Raw genomic sequence first — 18,198 nt, forward strand, 5'->3', positions numbered from 1 at the left:
TGGGCTCCGGATCCCAAATACAGGAAGACGCGTGAACATGTCGAACGCGAACCCATATTCTTTGCTCTTGGAACCGGTTAAGATCGGGCCAGTCACAGCTAGGAACCGCTTCTATCAAGTGCCCCACTGCACCGGACTGGGGCATCTCCGCCCACGGGCGGATGCAGCCGTGCGTGGGATGAAGGCAGAAGGCGGGTGGGCGGTGGTTTCCAATCAGGAAACCGAAATCCACCCGACCTCAGACCTGTCTCCTTATGCCGAAGGACGGCTATGGGACGGGCGCGATGTGCCTGCGTTGCGGCTGATGACGGATGCGGTACATGCGCATGGGGCGCTGGCGGCCATCCAGCTGGTGCACAATGGCAATCATGCGCAAAACTTGCTGACCCGCGCTCCGGTTCTTGCACCTTCCGAGATGTCCGTCGACACGACGCATCCCAAGCAGGCGCGGGCCATGGATAAGGCCGATATACGGGAATTCCGCCGCTGGCACCGCGAGGCCGCCTTGCGCGCGAAAGACGCCGGATTTGACATCATTTACGTCTATGCCGGACACAATATGACATTGGCGCAGCATTTCATGTTGCCCCATATGAACCAGCGTAGCGATGAATACGGTGGGTCGCTTGAAAACCGTGTGCGTTTGACGCGCGAATTGCTGGAAGACACTCACGAAGCTGTAGGCGACAGTTGTGCCGTGGCATTCCGCTTTGCAATTGACGAGATGATGGGCGCCGGCGGCATGCAGGTCGCCGAAGAAGGCCGAGCCGTGGTCGAGCTTTTGTCCGACCTCCCGGATCTGTGGGATGTGAATGTAGCCGACTGGTCTAATGACAGTGCCACGACCCGTTTTCAGCCTGAGGACGGGTATCAGAACGCGTTTCTATCGCATGTCAAACAGGTCACACGTAAACCCGTGGTCGGTGTCGGTCGCCTGACGTCCCCCGATATGATGTTGTCGATGGTCAAAAAGGGAATTGTAGACCTCATCGGAGCCGCGCGACCTTCCATCGCAGACCCGTTCATTCCGAAAAAGATTGAAGAGGGCCGCATTGACGAAATCCGCGAATGCATCGGCTGTAACATCTGCGTCTCATCCGACAATCTGGGCGTCCCGATCCGCTGCACTCAAAACCCGACAATGGGCGAGGAATGGCGTCGCGGCTGGCACCCCGAGATCATCGCGCCGAAAAAGAGCAACGCGGATACTTTGGTTATTGGCGGTGGCCCTGCCGGTCTTGAATGCGCCACGCAATTGGCAAGGCGAGGATATCAGGTGACCTTGGCCGAAGCGGCTGCTGAATTTGGTGGACGTGTTGCAAAGGAAAGCAAACTTCCCGGCCTCGCAGCTTGGTCCCGCGTCGTCGACTATCGCCTGAATGATCTGAAGCAGCGTGGCAACGTCCAATTGTTCACCGACAGCAGGCTTGATGGCGATCAGGTGGCAGAGCTTGGCGTCGAACACGTTTTTGTGGCCACTGGCAGCGATTGGCGCTCTGATGGGGTGGGGCGCAGCACGCAACGCAATATACCGCAGATTGAGCAAAGCACCAAAGTGCTGACGCCTGATGACATCATGAACGGTCTTCTGCCTCCGGATGGCCCGGTGATGATCTATGATGATGACCACATCTATTTGGCAGGAGTGATCGCCGAAAAACTGGCGACCGCCGGATACCAAGTGGTCTTTGTCACGCCGGAGAGTTTGGTCTCAGCTTACGCCGTCAATACTTTGGAGCAGCCTCGTATTCAGGCCCGTCTGATCGAGCTTGGCATCGACATTCGCTGCAATCAGGTGCTGACGGCGGTTGAAGGTGACATGGCACGCATCGGTTGTGCTTTTACAAGTCGCGAAACAGGTATTCCTTGTGCCTCGACAATTCTGGTCACTGAACGCCAGCGTGAGACAGCGCTTTATGACCGCTTGCGCGGGCTTGGGTTGAAGACCCTCGAACTTATTGGCGATGCCGCGTCTCCGGGACTGATTGTGGACGCAGTCTTCGCGGGCCACCGCGCCGCCCGCGATTTTGAACGCCCCAAGGCCGAAGCAGACCAAGTTTGGTTTCGCCGCGAGATAATCGATTTGGAGGAAACGAGATGAACAGCCGACCGTTTGAGTTGGATGCGTTAATAGCTTCGCACCAGTACGGCCACGCCCTGCCGCGTGATTTCTATACCTCGCAAGACATCTATAACTATGACATTGCTCAAGTCTGGAACCGCAACTGGCTTTGGGTAGGGCATGTCAGCCAAATCCCAAACGCCGGAGACTACTTCCTGTTCGACTACGGCCCGGAGAGCATCATCATTGTTCGCGACCGCGATGGTGATGTTCGCGCCCACCTGAATGTCTGCCGCCATCGAGGATCTCGCGTCTGCACTGAACAGTCCGGCAACGCCCGTGTTCTTGTTTGCCCATATCACGCCTGGACATATGAGCTATCGGGAAAACTTCGCGCAAGCCACAATATGGGGGAACACTTTGACCCGTCCAAATTCGGGCTCTTTTCCGTTCAGGTGAGTGTCTTCAAAGGCCTGATCTTTGTCTGTGCCGATGCTGATACACCAGCGCTTGATCCTGTCCTTACTCAACTTTTGCCACTTGTCGAGCCCTATGGCTTTGACGATCTGAAAGTAGCGCATACGGCGTCATTTCCCGTTCCAGCGAATTGGAAACTAGCAGTGGAGAACTATCTGGAATGCTACCACTGCGGGCCAGCGCACAAAGAGTATTCTCGTTCCCATAGTCTGAAATCGCCGAAAGACATGGTTGGTTTGATCGAACCGCTAAAGGCAAGGGCTGTGGAAATCGGGCTGTCACCTGATGAATTGGCACTTGTCGGCGACGCTGCACCCACCCCGTTCACCAGCGGGTACTATCGGCGCTATCCGCTTTATCCGGGCTATAAAACCGGCAGCAAATCGGGCGAGTCGCTTGCGCCATTGCTTGGAACGTTGAAGGGTTTCGATGGCGGTGCAACTGACTTTGACATTGGTCCATTAAATTGGTTCCTAATCTATTCGGATCACATGGTCGGCTACCGTTTCATTCCACGCGGCCTGCAAGAAACCGACATTCAGGTGGTCTGGCTGGTTCGCGCGAACGCCGAAGAAGGCCAAGACTACAACAAAGATGACCTGACCTGGCTTTGGCATGTCACATCTTTGGATGACGAACGCATCATTCGCCACAACCAGTCCGGCGTAAATTCTCAATACTTCCAACCAGGCCCCTTGGGCGAAATGGAAACGTCGATCCAGGACTTTTATGACTTCTATTTCACCATGATCAGCCCGGAACCAGAACAAAGGATGGCCGGTAATGGTTGAGGCAAAATCACGCCGTCGCGGTGGCGGCGGGCGGGCCGCGCGCATAAAAGTTCAACAGGCGACAACGGGCAATGAGGCCGTACGTGGGGGCCTAAGTGGCGGACGCTACAAACCGTTGAACCAAGCAGATATGGAAAACATCCACCAAGCGGCGTTAACCGTTCTGGAAAACACCGGCGTTACCGACCATTTCCCGGAATTGCTAGATCTGGTTCTGCCTAAGGGCGCGGTGATGAATGACCTCAATCGACTGTGCTTCCCCCGCGCCCTGATGGAAGACATCCTGGCTGGTGCTGCCAGGGAATTTTACGTCTATGCACGAGGAGAGCGTGAAGGCAAAGACGACATGCATTGCTCGGCGACAAGTGTTTATTTCGCCAACTCTGGCACCGCCGTCACAACCTTCGATTCCGAGACCAAGTCCTATCGTCCATCGGTTCTGCGCGACGTTTATGATTTCACTCGCCTGGTGGACCGCTTGGACAACATCCATATGCTGGGCGACACGGTTTTGGCCACCGATGTGACCGATGATTTCGCCCACGATATGAACACCATATATGCAATGCTCGCAGGTAGCCAAAAGCCTGCCTGCCTGACCTTTCGCGACCGCAGTCATATCCCGCACGCCATTCGCATGTTTGATCTCGCCCAGGGTGGTGAAGGGACTTTCATGAAAAAGCCAAGCGTCATCTTTGGCGGCTGCCCAATGGTTTCGCCCCTGCGGATCGGCAAGGAAAATATGGAGATCCTGATTGATACCGCCAAACTTGGCCTGACTGTCGATCTGGCTGTGCCTCCTCAGGCTGGGGCCACAGCCCCCGCGACGCTTGCGGGAACATTGGTGCAAACCGTGGCCGAAACGCTGGCCTGTGTTGCTATCGTAAACCTCATCCAACCAGGCTGTCCGATCTGCTTTGCAGCGTGGCCCTTCATCACTGACTTGCGCAGCGGGTCGTTCACCGGCGGCAGCGGCGAACAGGCTCTCATCGGGGCGGCAGCCATTCAGATGGGCAATTTCTATGGCCTTCCCACATCCGTTGGCGCAGGCATGACCGATGCCAAAATACCCGATGCGCAGTACGGGCTGGAAAAGGCACTGACCTTCGCGCTTGCTGCTCATGCTGGTGCAAATCGTCTATGCGAGTTCGGGGGGATGATCGGCAGCCTGATGGGGTGCAGTTTTGAAAGCATGGTCATCGATGACGAAGCGGGCGGCATGATCCTGCGATCGTTACGCGGGATAGAGGTCACAGATGAAACCATGGCGGTAGATGTGATCCATCAGTGTGCCATCGACCCTGGCCATTTTCTCGGCACCCCACACACGCTGAACTATATGAACACCGAATTTGTCTACCCTCGGCTTATGGATCGTGAGCGCACAGATACATGGGAAAACGAAGGCAAAACAGACTTACTGGACCGCGCCCGTGACAAGGCAAATTCTATTCTAAACAGTCATTTCCCTAACTACTTCGGCGCTTCGGACACTCAGGTGCGCGAAGAATTCCCCATTGTAATGAGCACAGAAAGCATGGCCCACCATGGACAACTCTAACGCCAAGCAATGGGACAACGATCACTTCCTGCACCCGTGGGAAGGGATGGAAGCTTTGGGCAAAAACAACCGTACTTTTGTCGAAAGTGCCAGCGGCATCCATGTGGTGAACGAAAAAGGCGAGCGCTTGATCGACGGACCGGGCGGCATGTGGTGCACCCAGATCGGTTATGGGCGAGAGGAGATGGCCGAGGCCATGGCTGAGCAAGCTCGGAGTCTTGCCTATTTCTCGCCTTTCAACAACACCAACTCGACTGCCACGCGGTTCGCACGCGAAATCGCCAAACGTGCACCTGGCGATTTGAACAATGTCTTTTTTACCACCGGCGGTTCCACCGCGGTGGATACGGCTATCCGATTTGTCCATTTTCGAAACAACCTTTTGGGTCGACCCGAGAAGAAGAAAATCATTTCCAGGCAAAAAGCCTATCATGGAAGCACATACTTGGCGGCGAGCGTCAGTGGAAAAGAGCGTGACCGGCTTTGGCTCGACAAGGCCGATGACCTTGCACATTTCCTGCCAGACGTGAATCCGCTCTACCGTGCACCTGGTCAAAGCGAAGAGAGCTTTCTGAAAGAGAAAGTTTCCGATCTTGAAAATGCCATTTTGGCGATTGGCCCAGAAAATGTTGCCGCTTTTATCGCCGAACCGGTTCTGGCATCTGGTGGCGTGATAGTGCCGCCAAAGGGATATCACCAAGGCTGCCTAAACATCTGCAAGAAGTATGATGTTCTGTATATCTCCGACGAAGTGGTGACGGCTTTTGGGCGATTGGGCCATTGGTTTTCCTCAGAGGCTATTTTCGGCATTCAACCAGACATAATCACCTGCGCCAAAGGTATGACCTCTGGGTATGCGCCGATGGGTGCCGCGATTATCTCTGACCGATTGATCGCAGACGTTACAGGAAAAGATGCTACCTTCTCAAATGGCTACACCTATTCTGGCCACCCGGTTAGCGTGGCCGCCGGACTGAAAAGCATGGAGATCATTGAACGGGAAGAGCTTCTTGAACACGTTCGAATAGTCGCTCCGGTTTTTCAGGATCAGCTGCAGCATTTGCGACAGATTGACATCGTCGCCGATGTGCGCGGGACGGGGTTGATGGGATGCGTACAATGCTCAGTCGATGGTGATCCCCGGAGCGATCTGGGATGCGACTACGAGATTGGCGGCCAGATCGATATAGAATGCCAAAAACGTGGGTTATTAGTTCGACCTGTTATCAACATGTGTGTTCTTTCACCGCCCCTTATCATCAGCGAAAGTGAAATTGAGCAGATGTTTTCTATCTTGCGCAAAGGGCTTGAAGCGACACGAACGTGGCTTGGCGGAATCAGTGAACAATGAAGAGCTTGCGCCACTGTTGTGGATGTCCGCAGACCGGGATGCCACTGCAGCATTTGTATTCCGTCCTAAATGTCCTGTGTGGGTGGCGCCTGCATTGCAAGTGTTTTCTACGTTGATAGCGGCGGTCCGTCAGTACTGTCGTGTGTTCGGCCTGTTCACGCAGCCATTGTTGTCGGCTGCTGGCCTTGATGAGTTCCGCAAGTAAGGTTCCTATCGGCTAAACGACCTCGGTTTGGGCCGCGACATTCGTCGGAGTGTCCTGGCTTTTGGTTGACTTAAGTCCGCATCATCACATCAAACGTCTTGCATCTCTGGGCAGGTCGGCCTGTTCAGGCGGTCGGCTGCCGGTACTCCTGTTGTTTCGTCAGTATCGCCCAGATGATCCGGGCGCTCTTGTTGGCCATGGCGACTGTCGCCAACCGAAACGGTTTCTCTGCGAGGATTCTGGCGCTCCAGATATCTATGCGCTCCGGATGCTTCCTGCCCATCAGGGCACGGGATGTCATGCCGGTGATCAGGAGCTTTCGGATGTAGCGGTCGCCCTTCTTGGTGATCTTGCCGAGCTTTTCCTTTCCGCCGCTGGATTTGTTGAGCGGGGTCAGCCGCAGCCAGGCCGCAAGATCGCGGCCAGTCCGGAATTGCTTAGCATTTCCGATGGTCGCCACGATTGCGGAGGCGGTAATCGAGCCGACGCCCGGCATGCGCATCAGGCGCCGGGCGCCGGCATCCAGCAGCGCATGCTTCTCGATCATCTTTGAATAGCCTTCAACGCGCTCGTGAACGCCAAGAAACTGGTAGCAGACTGTGCCGAGAATGCCGCTCGCCAGATCCGGCATGTCGGGCCGTTCCCCTTCAAGGTGGCGTTTGGCGAAGGCAATCACAGCCTCGATCCCGCTCCGCAGCACATGGCCGAATTCGCGCAGAAGGCTTCGGATCATATTCGCCAGCTGCGTGCGCTACCGGACTGCGAGATCCCGCGTGCGGTGCAGCGCCAGGATTGCCTGCTGGTCTTCGGATTTCACTTCGACGAACCGCATTGTTGGCCGACGGACGGCCTCGCAGATCGCCTCGGCATCAGCGGCGTCGGTCTTGCCGCGCTTTACATAGGGTTTGACATAGGCTGCTGGCATTAGGCGTACATCATGGCCCAGCCTGCTGAGTTCACGGCCCCAATAGTGGGCGGAGCCGCAGGCTTCAATGCCGACAACACAGCGCGGAAGGGCCTCGAAAAACGCAAGCAGCTTCGGGCGCTTGATCTTCTTGTTGAATATCTTGCGGCCAGCGGCCGAAATTCCATGAACCTGGAACACGTCCTTGGCCAGATCCAGTCCAACTGTTTTAACTGTCATTGGGTGGCTCCTTTCCTAGCAGTCAAAGACAACTGCAGTATGGCGCATCGCGACGCCGGTGGAGCAGGAGCCACCCACTCCATCCGCAATGGGCCGACTGTGATTGGGATAAACTATACGTGCGTGCCTGTTTTTTAGTTCCGGAAGAACCGAAATGCACTCGTTCCGGCATCCCAAAGGTCCAGAAACCGCGCATAGTAGTGCTCACGCGCGATAAAGGGTCTGTAGCTGGCATCAGCAAGTTCCGCCTCGAGCGTGCCGATCAGGCGTAAAAGGCGTCGGCGGTGGATGCCAAGGTGGCATTGCACCGGATCGGCCAACATACCTGCGAACGCAGCTATAACCGACCCGATCATGACAAGCCCGGCAACCGTGGCGGTGATCAGGCCAGGTGATGCTCCCGCCGGAAATACGCCGTACCACATCCCTCCAATTGTTTGGCCCAGTGGAAATTCCGCGATCGCTGTGGACCTTGCCATGGCTTCGGCAATACCCGGTGCCATTGACAGCGCACCTGGCGTTATCGCCTGAAAGACTAGAGCACCGATACCAAGCATGCAGACTACAGTGGTCATTTCAGCCACGGCGAACCGTGTTCCCACGTATTCAGAAATTGCGCATGCAATTCGATGGCCAAGAGCCTCGGCATCTGCTGTGTTCTTGCGTTTGCGTATCATTTCACGGAATTCGGGCGCTGCAAGCACCGTTTGCGACAACGCATCAGAATCGTATGCCACTGGCAGCTGCAGCAGATCGGTTACTATGCAGGCCTCTACCCTACGAGCCACGGTAGTGCGCAGCAAGATGCGTCGTGAAGCCAATAAGTCCGCGCCTGCGCTCCATCCAATACGACAGAATAGGAACGACGCGATGCGCGTCAGTACATATGCCGGTGACAGCATCACATTTATTGGGGCTCGAATAATGTCCAAGCCGAGCGCTGATCGATGTAGGCTAAGTGTTCCGGGCCAAGTGAAATGTCTCGTAATAAACTCATCAACTTTCGCCCGTCGGTCTGCGAAGTAGTCACGGTGCTTCGATGATGAAGCTATGTCGGATGCAATGGTGGGGGTTGATGATGAAAACATGGCAGTTACCCTGCATATCCCTCACACTGAGCAACGAAGAAGCGCTTTCCTTACTGCTTCTTGTATTGGAGCGCTTGCTTCCGATCTAGTAGTTACATCTCACGTTAGCACATAGTTGCTGCAAGGCGTTGGCGAGGTTTCACATTGGAGCGTCCACGTTCTGTTTTCAACGCGTCAGTAACAGTGTTCCTTCGAAAGTTTCGCGGCTATGACCAGATCAATCGCGGCGCGAGAACCTGACTGTGCACTTTGTGCGTTTCTGGCGGAGAACCACCAATGTTGAGATTGTTGCGGTACCGAGCAATCCTAAAGCTTCCAAACCCGGCTGGCATGAGGAACTGATCCCCAAGCAATATTGGTGGTTCCCTTTTTGCTCAAGAGCTCGAAATTGAGTTCCTTTGCCCCACAGATTCGCGACGGACCAGAGCTGCTTCTTCGAGATAGCCGCACCTAGGGGCGTCCAGATTTTGTATATGGTCTAAGAGCAGGTTTGCCAGTTCGGCACCAGACTTTCGGTAGTCGACCGAATAACTCGTCAATCCAGGGGAGAAGCAATCAATCAAAGTATGATTTCCGAACCCAATTACCGAGACTTGTTCACCAACTGAAATCCCGAGTTCTCGGCACGCTGCATACACCCCAAAGGCAACAGTATCACTTTCACACAAAAAAGCTGTCGGGGGGTTGCTCGACGACAGCAGGACTTGAGCAAACTGTTTGGCATCTTGCACGCTTGAACTGTTATTACTCTGAAACCCTGGTACTATGGCCAAATCAGATTGGCTCATCGACCGATGAAAGCTGTGTAACCAATGATCGGGATCAATGTTGCTCTTATTGAGCCCGACAAACGCAATTCTGGTATGTCCGCTGTCTTTAAGAATAGACACAGAGTTTGCGATGCAACCATCGATATCGACATCGCAATACAGGCTGCTTAAACCGTCGACATGGCCATAGGTGACAAAAGGCATCCCATATTCGGATAACATTTCAATGCGTGAATCGTTAGTCGCCGGAGTGGGTATGATGCAACCATCGACGCGTTTTTCTTGAATGATCAGGCGCTGAATTTCTGAAAGCCTATCAAGACCGTTCGTCGAACAAACAGTCAATGTCCAATCTTTGGACAGGAGCTCGTTGCTAATCCCTTCAATCAATTCAAGTGTTGCTAGTGCATTCGCTTCCTCATACCCCTGCGGCAAAATAATGGCTGCAGACTGGCTCGTACCTGTCTTAATGGATCTGGCGATTGCTGACGGATGGTAGCCAAGTTTTTTCGCGGCATCTTGCACTCTTTGCTTTGTTTCCGCAGATATGTCGGAATAGCCGGAAAGCGCTCGCGAGACGGTGCTCTTAGAAAGCCCGGTATGTTCGGACAGGTCTGCAAGGGTTGTTACCCTTGGGCCAACCTTTCTTGAATGCTTTTTCTTGTTTCCATCCGACATAAGGCTGTTCGATAACTACGGGGTAAAAGATGTCGAGATGCCAGGGTGCAACGCATATTAGTCCTTCGTTCCACGCGCTGGACGAGTATCGACCTGCTGCTGTAACATTCTGAGCTGAAACACTTTTAAGGGTTGGACACGGCTCCTGAAGTTTCTCGCACTTTCAACGTTGCAGAGTATTCGAGATGCCGAACAGGGAGGTTTGGTGTTCTCAGTCGGTCCAACAGGACCTCGGCCAATCGCGTGCCCAGCATTTTTGGGTTGATCGCCATCGTGGTGAGGCCGGGGGTCGCGATACCGGCATCCTCAATGTCATCGAAACCCACGACGGAAAAATCATGTCCCGGCGCTAGCCCGGATCGGATCAGTCCAAGGCAGGCTCCAAGCGCTACAACATCACCATTGCAAACGATGCTCGTCACCTCAGGATGCTGCTTTCGGAGTGCTGCTATTGCATCAAAGCCAGCGCGTTTGTTGTCGTCACAGGGCCAAATAATCGGTTGCACGCCATCCAACGGCTTTAGAGCGTCCAAGTATCCTGCTATACGCTCCTCGCGCACGGATGTTTGCTCGGTTCCGCCAAAATAGGCGATGTGCCTGTGCCCTAAATCGATCAAATGCTGTGTCGCCTGAATCAGAGCTTCGGTGTTTAGAACGCCGACATAGTCAAGAGACTTCGACACTTTCCGCATAAAGGTGACAGTGGGCACGTTATGAGCATTTATGAGCTCCAACGAGTCTTCTTTTGTTTCGAGTGCCGGAACCCAGATCAATCCCCCGCGACCAAATCGGATGCAGGCTTCCATGAGGCGGTCCTGGCGCTGAAGATCGCCTTGCGCATCGAGGATCGAAACCATGAAGCCTTCGGACTCAAGAAGGTCAACGGCGCTGCTGACAACTTCCGAGTTAAATGGGTTCGCCAGCTTATTCAACATAAAGCCGACTTCGCGATTTTCGCCTGATCGCATAGTGGCTGCTGCGTGATTTGGGACGTATCGCAATCGCTTTGCGGCGTTCAGGACTTTCTGCCGCGTTTGCTCTGAAATTCGCCCAGTGTCGCGCATGACCTGACTGACGGTGGGGACCGATACGCCCGCTTCTTTGGCAACGCTAGATAGGGTGGGCTTTTTCATCATGGCAGCTGTTTTTAGATATAACGTTCTTCTAAATTTGCAGGGGACTCAAAAAAATATCAAGTAAAATATAAAAAACACAAAATGGCCTCGGGCTTGACTCCTGATATAACGTTGTATCATAGTGCTTCCATTCGCCATAGGCTAATCCAAGTTCGTCGGCGAGGGAGGGAGGTTGCCAGTTGTCGGTCAACCTCAGGCATAACGGAGGAAAACATGTCTATTCATTCGAAACTGGCGGGTGCCGTATCCGGTGTTGCCATGCTTGTCGGCGCCGCTGCCGTACAAGCGGAAACTCTGTTCTGGTCAACGCAGGCCCGACCTGCTGAAGAAGCTCAGGCGATGCGGACCGAGGTCCTTGGAGGCTTTAATGGCGAAGTTGATTACCAGCCGAACGAAGATGGGCCGTGGCTGACACGTCTGCAAGCCGAACTGCAAGCTGGTTCGGGCAGCATTGATTTGCTGGGGTCCTTGCATGGTAACTTCTCGGCGATGAACCCCGAAGACCTGATGGATCTCGGCGAACTGGGCGTCTCGTCGGCCTCAGACACATTTAACGATCTGGCCAAGCTTGGAACTGACAGCCTTCACTACATGCCATGGATGCAAGCGAGCTACATCATGGCCGCGAACACTGAAGCGCTGCAGTACCTGCCCGACGGTGCAGATATCAATGCGTTGACCTATGACCAGTTGATCGCCTGGGCGGCCAATGTTGAAGAAGCGACCGGCCAGAAGAAATTCGGCTTTCCTGCGGGTCCCAAGGGGCTGAAGCACCGGTTCTTCCAGGGCTACCTCTATCCGTCCTACACAGATGGTGTTGTGCGTACTTTTGCGTCGCCGGAGGCCGTGACGGCATGGGAGAAATTCAAAGAGCTGTGGAGCCATACAAACCCTGCATCGACCAACTTCTCTTTCATGCAGGAACAGCTGTTGAACGGCGATGCCTGGATCGTTTTCGATCATACCTCGCGTTTGGCGCAGGCCTTCAATGAGCGCCCTGACGACTTCGTCGCCTTCCCGGCACCTGCGGGTCCGACTGGTCGTGGTTTCATGCCTGTTCTGGCTGGTGTTGCCATCCCGCGTACCGCACCGGACGCCGAAAGCGCGAAAGCTCTGGTGACTTATCTGATGCAGCCCGAAACACAAATTGCGACGCTGAAGGCCACAAATTTCTTCCCCGTGGTTGAAGTAGAATTGCCGGACGACCTGCCGCCTTCGGTCAAGGCCGCAGGAGAAGCGGTCGCCACAATGAGCGGATCGGCAGACGCCAATCCTGGACTGCTGCCTGCCGGTTTGGGCAGCATGGGTGGTGATTTCAACCGTGTCTATGTGGACACGTTCGAGCGCATTGTATTGGCGGGGCAACCCATCGAGCAGGTTCTGGATGATCAAAAGAAACAGCTCGAAAAGATCATGAACGAAACTGGCGCTCCCTGCTGGGCTCCTGATGCGCCTTCAGACGGCCCATGTCCCGTCGAATAAGTCCAAACAAATAGGTGGGCCGCTTTGCCGGCGGCCCGTTTCCCAGCATTTTCTCAATTTAAAGGAGCGGTCCGATGGAAGCGCGGCTATTGCCATACTTTCTGATCCTCCCGGTGACCCTGTTTCTCTGTCTGTTTTTCCTCTACCCGTTTGTGCTGGTTGCGCAGGAGGCGTTTGGAACAGAGAACGGTTTCTCACTGGATAACTTTCGCGAGGTTGTGAGCTACTGGAAGTTCCCGATCTCGATGAAGAATACATTCCTTCTGGCCGCTGCTGTCGTGCCGATCCAGCTGGCACTGTCCCTTCTGATGGCCACGATGGTCACGAAGATGCAAAAGGGCCGCGATCTGGTTCTATATATTTGGACAATTCCGCTTGGCATATCTGACCTTGCTGCCGGTATCATCTGGCTGGCGATCTTCGAGCAATCGGGTTTCCTGAACTCGATGATGGTAGGACTTGGTGTCACGGACCAACCTGTAAGCTTGCTTAGCTATCAATCCCCGTGGATTGTCTTCCTGGCGATCATGCTGGCCGAGATTTGGCGTGCGACCGCGATCATGCTTGTGATCCTGGTGGCGGGCATCGGATTGATCCCCAAAGAATATTATGAGGCCGCCGATGTGTTTGGAGCCTCTCGGTGGAAGCAATTCACCCGGATCACCCTGCCAATGTTGCGTCCATCGCTGCAAACAGCATTGATCCTGCGCGTCATTCTGGCTTTTGAAGTCTTTGCTGTGGTCGCAGCGCTCGGTGGCACGCTCTTCCCAGTGCTCATGGGCGAAATCTATGCCTACCAATTTGACCTGCAAAATGGCGGCGGAGCAGCTGCACTGGCGATCATCGTTCTGATCATCTCGATCGTCTTTACTCTGCTCATCATGCGCGCACTGCGTGTCCCGAAAGGAGCAACGATATGACCGCTGTAGCTGATGTTGTAGCCCCTGACGCCCGAAAGGCGGGCAGGGGGATCTACCGGGCCGGAGTGATATTGCTGTGTGCCTGGGTGATCGTACCTCTCTACCTGTTGTTCGTGAACACGATGTCTTCGCCGGAAACGGTGAACAGCTTCCCGAAGAGCTTCATTCCGGAGTTCAATATGGGATCCATAAACTTCTTCATGGGGTTCCAGGGGATGCTGATGGCTTTGTGGAACTCGGTGGTAGTTGCTGTGCTGACGATGGTGATGTCAATCACCATCGGAGCGCCGGCAGGTTACGCTCTCTCTCGGTTTGAATTTCGAGGGAAAGAGCTGTTCCGGTTGCTGATCTTGCTGACGCGGGCTTTCCCGCTTCCGCTTCTGGCGCTTCCACTTGCGGTTCTCTTTATACGCACAGGGCTGGATGACACGGCCTTTGGCCTGTCTCTTGTGCACACGACCCTGGCGATTCCGTTCGCGGTGCTGATCACTTTCTCGCTCTTCTCGGGCATTCCGTTGGAACTGGAGGAAGCAGCCTGGACTTTGGGCTGCACGCGCCTGACCGCATTTACCAAGGTGATCCTACCTCTAGTGTTACCTGGGATCACGGCCTCGGCGATCTTCGCCTTCGTGATTTCGTGGAACGAAGTGTTCGCGGCGGCCGTGCTGACCATCGAGAACCGGACGCTTCCCGCGTTCCTATTGCAGACATTGGGCGAAGCTCCGTTGCACCTGAAATTCGCAGGCGGCTTCATCCTCGTGGTGCCTGCACTGATCTTCATCTTCGCTGTGCGCAAATATCTCTTTGCCATGTGGGGCATCGCCAACCGCTGAGCGGTGGCTGAAAGGAAACTGTTATGGCTGAAATACAGATCAAAAACGTCGCCAAGAGCTTTGGGTCTTACCAAGCTCTGCACGACATCAACCTGACCATCGCAGACCAGGAATTTATGGTCCTTCTGGGGGCTTCTGGCTGTGGTAAGTCTACACTCTTGCGTATCATCGCCGGACTTGAGACGGCTACAACCGGTGAAGTCTGGATCGGAGGGCGTCGTGTGGATCACCTATCGCCCAAGGATCGCGGCATTTCGATGGTGTTCCAGAACTATGCGGTCTTTCCACACCTGACGGTGTTCGAGAACATTGGCTTTGGACTGCGGATGCAAAAATTGCCCGATGACGAAGTTAAACGCCGCGTCGAGCGTACGGCAGGGTTGATGCATATCGAGCAGCTCTTGAAGCGCTATTCGGGTGAGCTGTCAGGTGGTCAGCGCCAACGGGTCGCAGTTGCCCGTGCATTGGCAATGGAGCCGGACGTAATCCTGATGGACGAACCGCTTTCGAACCTGGACGCACTGTTGCGGATGGAAATGCGGGCTGAGCTAAAGGGCGTTTTGGCCGAAAGCAAAACCACCGCCATCTATGTGACCCACGACCAAGTCGAAGCCATGTCCATGGCCGACCGGATCAGCGTCATGCATCAGGGCAAAATCGTTCAGGCAGCCTCGCCCATCGAGGTTTACAGGGATCCAGCGGCCGAGTTTGTGGCCAGTTTTATCGGCAACCCGCCGATGAATTTCCTCCCCGCTGAAGCTGCGGGCTCTGGTCGCTGGACCGTCGCAGGGCAAAACTTTGACGGCCCGGCAAGTGGCAAAGATCTGAAATGGGCCATTCGCCCGGAAGATCTGCGCGTTGCTGATGCGGGCTTTGGTGCGCGCGCTAAGGTCGTTGAGCCTTTGGGCGCACATTTGCTGGTGACTTGTGATGTCGACGGGCACCAGTTCCGCGCTGTATTGGACAGTGAACTCAACGTGAAGCCGGGCGACGTAATTACACTGGCACCCCAAGAAGGCAGGGGACGTTGGTTTGACCCGGAAACCACTCTGGCCGTCGCCTAAGGGAGAAGCAGGATGAGCCAAGCGCTGATTGATCGGGCCCGTGACATTATGGAAGGAAATGACCGGGGCAGCTATACTGTGCCAACCCACGGTCTCTATCCGTTCCAATGGAACTGGGACAGCGCCTTGTCTGCGCTTGGATTTTCGCATTTTGACATGGACCGGGCCTGGGTCGAAGTCGAGACTCTCATGGCGCATCAGTGGGATGACGGTATGGTGCCCCATATCGTTTTCCACGAACCTGATGACGGGTATTTTCCCGGTCCCGATGTCTGGCAAACCGGCCAAGTCGTACCCACGACCGGGATCACTCAGCCAGCGGTCGCTGGCTTGGCTTTACGCAAGCTTTACGACCGCTCTGATGACAAAGCTGTCGCGCGTGCGCGTCTGGGCAGGCTCTTACCGAAAGTCCATGCATGGCATCAGTGGTTTTATCGCAACCGTGATCCCGAAGGCACTGGGCTGGTGGCGATCCTGCACCCATGGGAGTCTGGTCGGGACAATTCTGTAGATTGGGACGAGGGGTTGGAGGCCGTGCCAACTGAGGGCGTAACCCCTTTTACCCGGCGCGATACGGCACACGCCAATCCCGAACACCGCCCGACTGATGATCAGTATCAAAGGTATATCTGGTTGGTTGAGCACTTCCGCGAATTGGGATGGGACAATGCGAAACTGCATGACGCCTCACCATTCCGACTGGTTGACCCGGGCTTTAACGCCATCCTGATAAGGTCCTGCGACGATGTCGCTGAATTGGCCGAAATCTTGGGCATTCCGTCGATGGCTTCCGAAGCCCGTAATATGGCTGCCAAGGGCCGCGCAACGCTGGAAAACTTATGGAATCCAACGCTTGGGCAATATTCGTGTTACAACCGTGCCGCGAGTAGATTGCAGGACACGCCAACGGTCGGTGGCTTACTTGCGGCAATTGCGCACGTGCCCAACGGACGCGCCGAAGCGCTGGCTCAAAGGATCGAATTGTTGGCCGAGCGATGCGATTATCTGGTGCCCAGTCACGATCCGGCGGATGACGCCTTTGACAGCAAACGCTATTGGCGTGGGCCAACATGGTTGGTCGTGAATTATTTGATCGCGGAAGGTCTGGCCCGGTCGGGACAGAACGCTATGGCGCAGCGCATCCTGGCTGACAGCTTGCGCCTCATCGAGAAAAGCGGCTTTGCGGAATACTATGATCCAGTCAGTGGGGAGCCATGTGGCGGCGGAGACTTTACCTGGACGGCTGCAATGGTAATCGAAATCCTCAAGGCTCAAAAAGTGGCTGCATGAAACGCTCACGTATCAACGAGGTTATGGCGTACGCAGACGACGTAATTCGCTCTCACGGTTTCACGTTACCACCTTTCGCTTATTGGACACCCGAGGAGTTCAAGGCACGTGAACGTGACGTCCGTCACGTGATCGACGCGCGTTACGGCTGGGATATCACCGACTATGGTGCCGGTGACTTTGATAGGATGGGCCTGTTTCTTTTCACGCTGCGCAACGGTCTACAGAGTGATTTGGCCAAAGGCGGCGGCATGTGCTACGCCGAGAAGCTCCTGATTTCACGGCAGGATCAGCTGTCGCCAATGCACACGCATGTTCTAAAGGCCGAAGATATCATCAACCGCGGCGGCGCGACGCTGGTCGTTGAACTCTTCGGCTCGGACGACGCGGGCGGTTTTGCAGAAGACCGCGGTGGAGTGGTCTGGTTGGACGGCATCCGCCACAACTTTGGTCCGGGTGAGAAACTGCGCCTGGCGCCCGGTGAAAGCGTCACTTTACGCCCTGGCGATTGGCACGCGTTCTGGGGCGAAGGCGGGGACGTTCTGATCGGTGAGGTCTCGACCGTCAATGACGATGAAACAGACAATGTCTTTCGTGAGCCCATTGGACGTTTCTCTGAGGTTGAGGAGGATACTTTTCCAACACATCTTTTGGTCAGCGACTACTCAAAATGGTTTGGCTGATTGATGAAACCGATAGTGACGATCTGGCGCTGGAATTGGAAAGTTCCTTATTGAACGATCTGAGCCGCCAGCAGTCGCAAGGTGTCAACAGTACAATTGAACTTGTCTGCCAAAAGGATGGAGTTCTGAAAGGCGGGCTTTTGGGTACAACATCTTACGGTTGGTTCTTGCTAAAAGTACTTTGGGTGGCCCCACCATTTCGGCGTCAGGGGCTGGCAAGAGCCCTGTTCGACCGCGCTTGTACTTTGGCCAGGGCAAGAGGCTGTCATAGCGTCTGGCTCGATACCTCAAACCCTAAGGCCCGACAGGTCTATCTTCGTTGGGGATTTGTACAGTTTGGCCATCTGGAAAACGGGCCGGATAAGACGCCTCCAGAGCACTGTCGTTGGTTTTTGCAACGTTTAATTATTTGACCCTCCGTGCGAAGCCTAAGAGTGCATAATCGGCTACTCACAACGGATTTGCTGCAGAGTTTAGTTGAGGTGTGTCACACCGCGGTTGCAAAGCGCATACAACAGTTATTCGAGAGGGAAACACCGAGGCAGGTTTTGTCCGCAGACCGTTGGTTCGCCAGACACCCATGTTTGCAGCTGCGGCGAATGGCGGCTTTGGCGGGCGCATTGCAGCGATCTCGGATTTTGCTCAATGGCAGGTTTGGGCCGT

At 54.9% G+C, this 18,198-nt stretch carries 14 protein-coding genes and 1 pseudogene; 11 read left to right on the forward strand and 4 right to left on the reverse strand.

Annotated elements, in window-relative coordinates; genetic code table 11:
* Nucleotides 1-37: 37 nt before the first annotated feature.
* The 4 genes from ACR0K1_RS21880 to ACR0K1_RS21895 are packed head-to-tail and all read left to right on the forward strand — an operon-like array spanning nt 38 to nt 6,242.
* The gene (locus ACR0K1_RS21880) at nt 38-2,101 is read left to right on the forward strand and encodes an oxidoreductase (protein ID WP_480851883.1); all 2,064 of its coding nucleotides are present in this window, start codon (nt 38-40) and stop codon (nt 2,099-2,101) included.
* Nucleotides 2,098-3,330 (forward strand): aromatic ring-hydroxylating oxygenase subunit alpha, encoded by a 1,233-nt coding sequence (locus ACR0K1_RS21885; RefSeq protein ID WP_480851884.1) that lies wholly within the window; start codon nt 2,098-2,100, stop codon nt 3,328-3,330. Before ACR0K1_RS21880 ends, ACR0K1_RS21885 begins: the two co-directional genes overlap by 4 nt.
* Nucleotides 3,323-4,891: a trimethylamine methyltransferase family protein gene (locus tag ACR0K1_RS21890; protein ID WP_480616876.1), complete on the forward strand. Its 1,569-nt coding sequence runs from the start codon at nt 3,323-3,325 to the stop codon at nt 4,889-4,891. Before ACR0K1_RS21885 ends, ACR0K1_RS21890 begins: the two co-directional genes overlap by 8 nt.
* A complete protein-coding gene (locus ACR0K1_RS21895; protein WP_480851885.1) occupies nt 4,878-6,242 on the forward strand; it encodes an aminotransferase in 1,365 nt (454 codons plus the stop codon). The genes ACR0K1_RS21890 and ACR0K1_RS21895 overlap by 14 nt, the downstream gene beginning before the upstream one ends.
* Before the next feature lie 329 nt (nt 6,243-6,571).
* On the opposite strand, the pseudogene ACR0K1_RS21900 reads toward ACR0K1_RS21895, so the two are convergent.
* From ACR0K1_RS21900 to ACR0K1_RS21915, 4 genes and pseudogenes are all read right to left on the reverse strand, one after another.
* Nucleotides 6,572-7,591, reverse strand: a pseudogene (locus tag ACR0K1_RS21900) (IS110 family RNA-guided transposase).
* Nucleotides 7,592-7,725: 134 nt separating this feature from the next.
* Nucleotides 7,726-8,679 (reverse strand): DUF6635 family protein, encoded by a 954-nt coding sequence (locus ACR0K1_RS21905; protein WP_480851886.1) that lies wholly within the window; start codon nt 8,677-8,679, stop codon nt 7,726-7,728.
* Nucleotides 8,680-9,053: 374 nt separating this feature from the next.
* Complete coding sequence (locus ACR0K1_RS21910; RefSeq protein WP_480616592.1) at nt 9,054-10,127, reverse strand: LacI family DNA-binding transcriptional regulator; 1,074 nt, start codon at nt 10,125-10,127, stop codon at nt 9,054-9,056.
* Between the two features lie 125 nt (nt 10,128-10,252).
* A complete protein-coding gene (locus ACR0K1_RS21915; RefSeq protein ID WP_480616591.1) occupies nt 10,253-11,260 on the reverse strand; it encodes a LacI family DNA-binding transcriptional regulator in 1,008 nt (335 codons plus the stop codon).
* A 261-nt stretch (nt 11,261-11,521) separates the two neighbouring features.
* On the opposite strand from ACR0K1_RS21915, the gene ACR0K1_RS21920 reads away from it, so the two are divergent.
* From ACR0K1_RS21920 to ACR0K1_RS21950, 7 genes are all read left to right on the forward strand, one after another.
* The gene (locus tag ACR0K1_RS21920) at nt 11,522-12,745 is read left to right on the forward strand and encodes an ABC transporter substrate-binding protein (protein WP_480851887.1); all 1,224 of its coding nucleotides are present in this window, start codon (nt 11,522-11,524) and stop codon (nt 12,743-12,745) included.
* Nucleotides 12,746-12,819: 74 nt separating this feature from the next.
* The gene (locus ACR0K1_RS21925; RefSeq protein ID WP_170556212.1) at nt 12,820-13,665 is read left to right on the forward strand and encodes a carbohydrate ABC transporter permease; all 846 of its coding nucleotides are present in this window, start codon (nt 12,820-12,822) and stop codon (nt 13,663-13,665) included.
* Nucleotides 13,662-14,498, forward strand: a complete 837-nt coding sequence (locus ACR0K1_RS21930) for a carbohydrate ABC transporter permease (protein WP_170336599.1) — start codon at nt 13,662-13,664, stop codon at nt 14,496-14,498. Before ACR0K1_RS21925 ends, ACR0K1_RS21930 begins: the two co-directional genes overlap by 4 nt.
* Before the next feature lie 23 nt (nt 14,499-14,521).
* Complete coding sequence (locus tag ACR0K1_RS21935; protein ID WP_480616588.1) at nt 14,522-15,562, forward strand: ABC transporter ATP-binding protein; 1,041 nt, start codon at nt 14,522-14,524, stop codon at nt 15,560-15,562.
* 12 nt (nt 15,563-15,574) lie between these two features.
* On the forward strand, nt 15,575-16,852 hold the full coding sequence (locus ACR0K1_RS21940; protein ID WP_480616587.1) for an amylo-alpha-1,6-glucosidase: 1,278 nt from the start codon (nt 15,575-15,577) through the stop codon (nt 16,850-16,852).
* Entirely contained in the window at nt 16,849-17,535 is a 687-nt protein-coding gene (locus ACR0K1_RS21945; protein ID WP_480616586.1) for a D-lyxose/D-mannose family sugar isomerase, read from the forward strand. Before ACR0K1_RS21940 ends, ACR0K1_RS21945 begins: the two co-directional genes overlap by 4 nt.
* Complete coding sequence (locus ACR0K1_RS21950) at nt 17,523-17,948, forward strand: GNAT family N-acetyltransferase (protein WP_480851888.1); 426 nt, start codon at nt 17,523-17,525, stop codon at nt 17,946-17,948. The genes ACR0K1_RS21945 and ACR0K1_RS21950 overlap by 13 nt, the downstream gene beginning before the upstream one ends.
* Nucleotides 17,949-18,198: the final 250 nt, after the last annotated feature.

This window comes from Ruegeria sp. F5 (assembly GCF_056533845.1).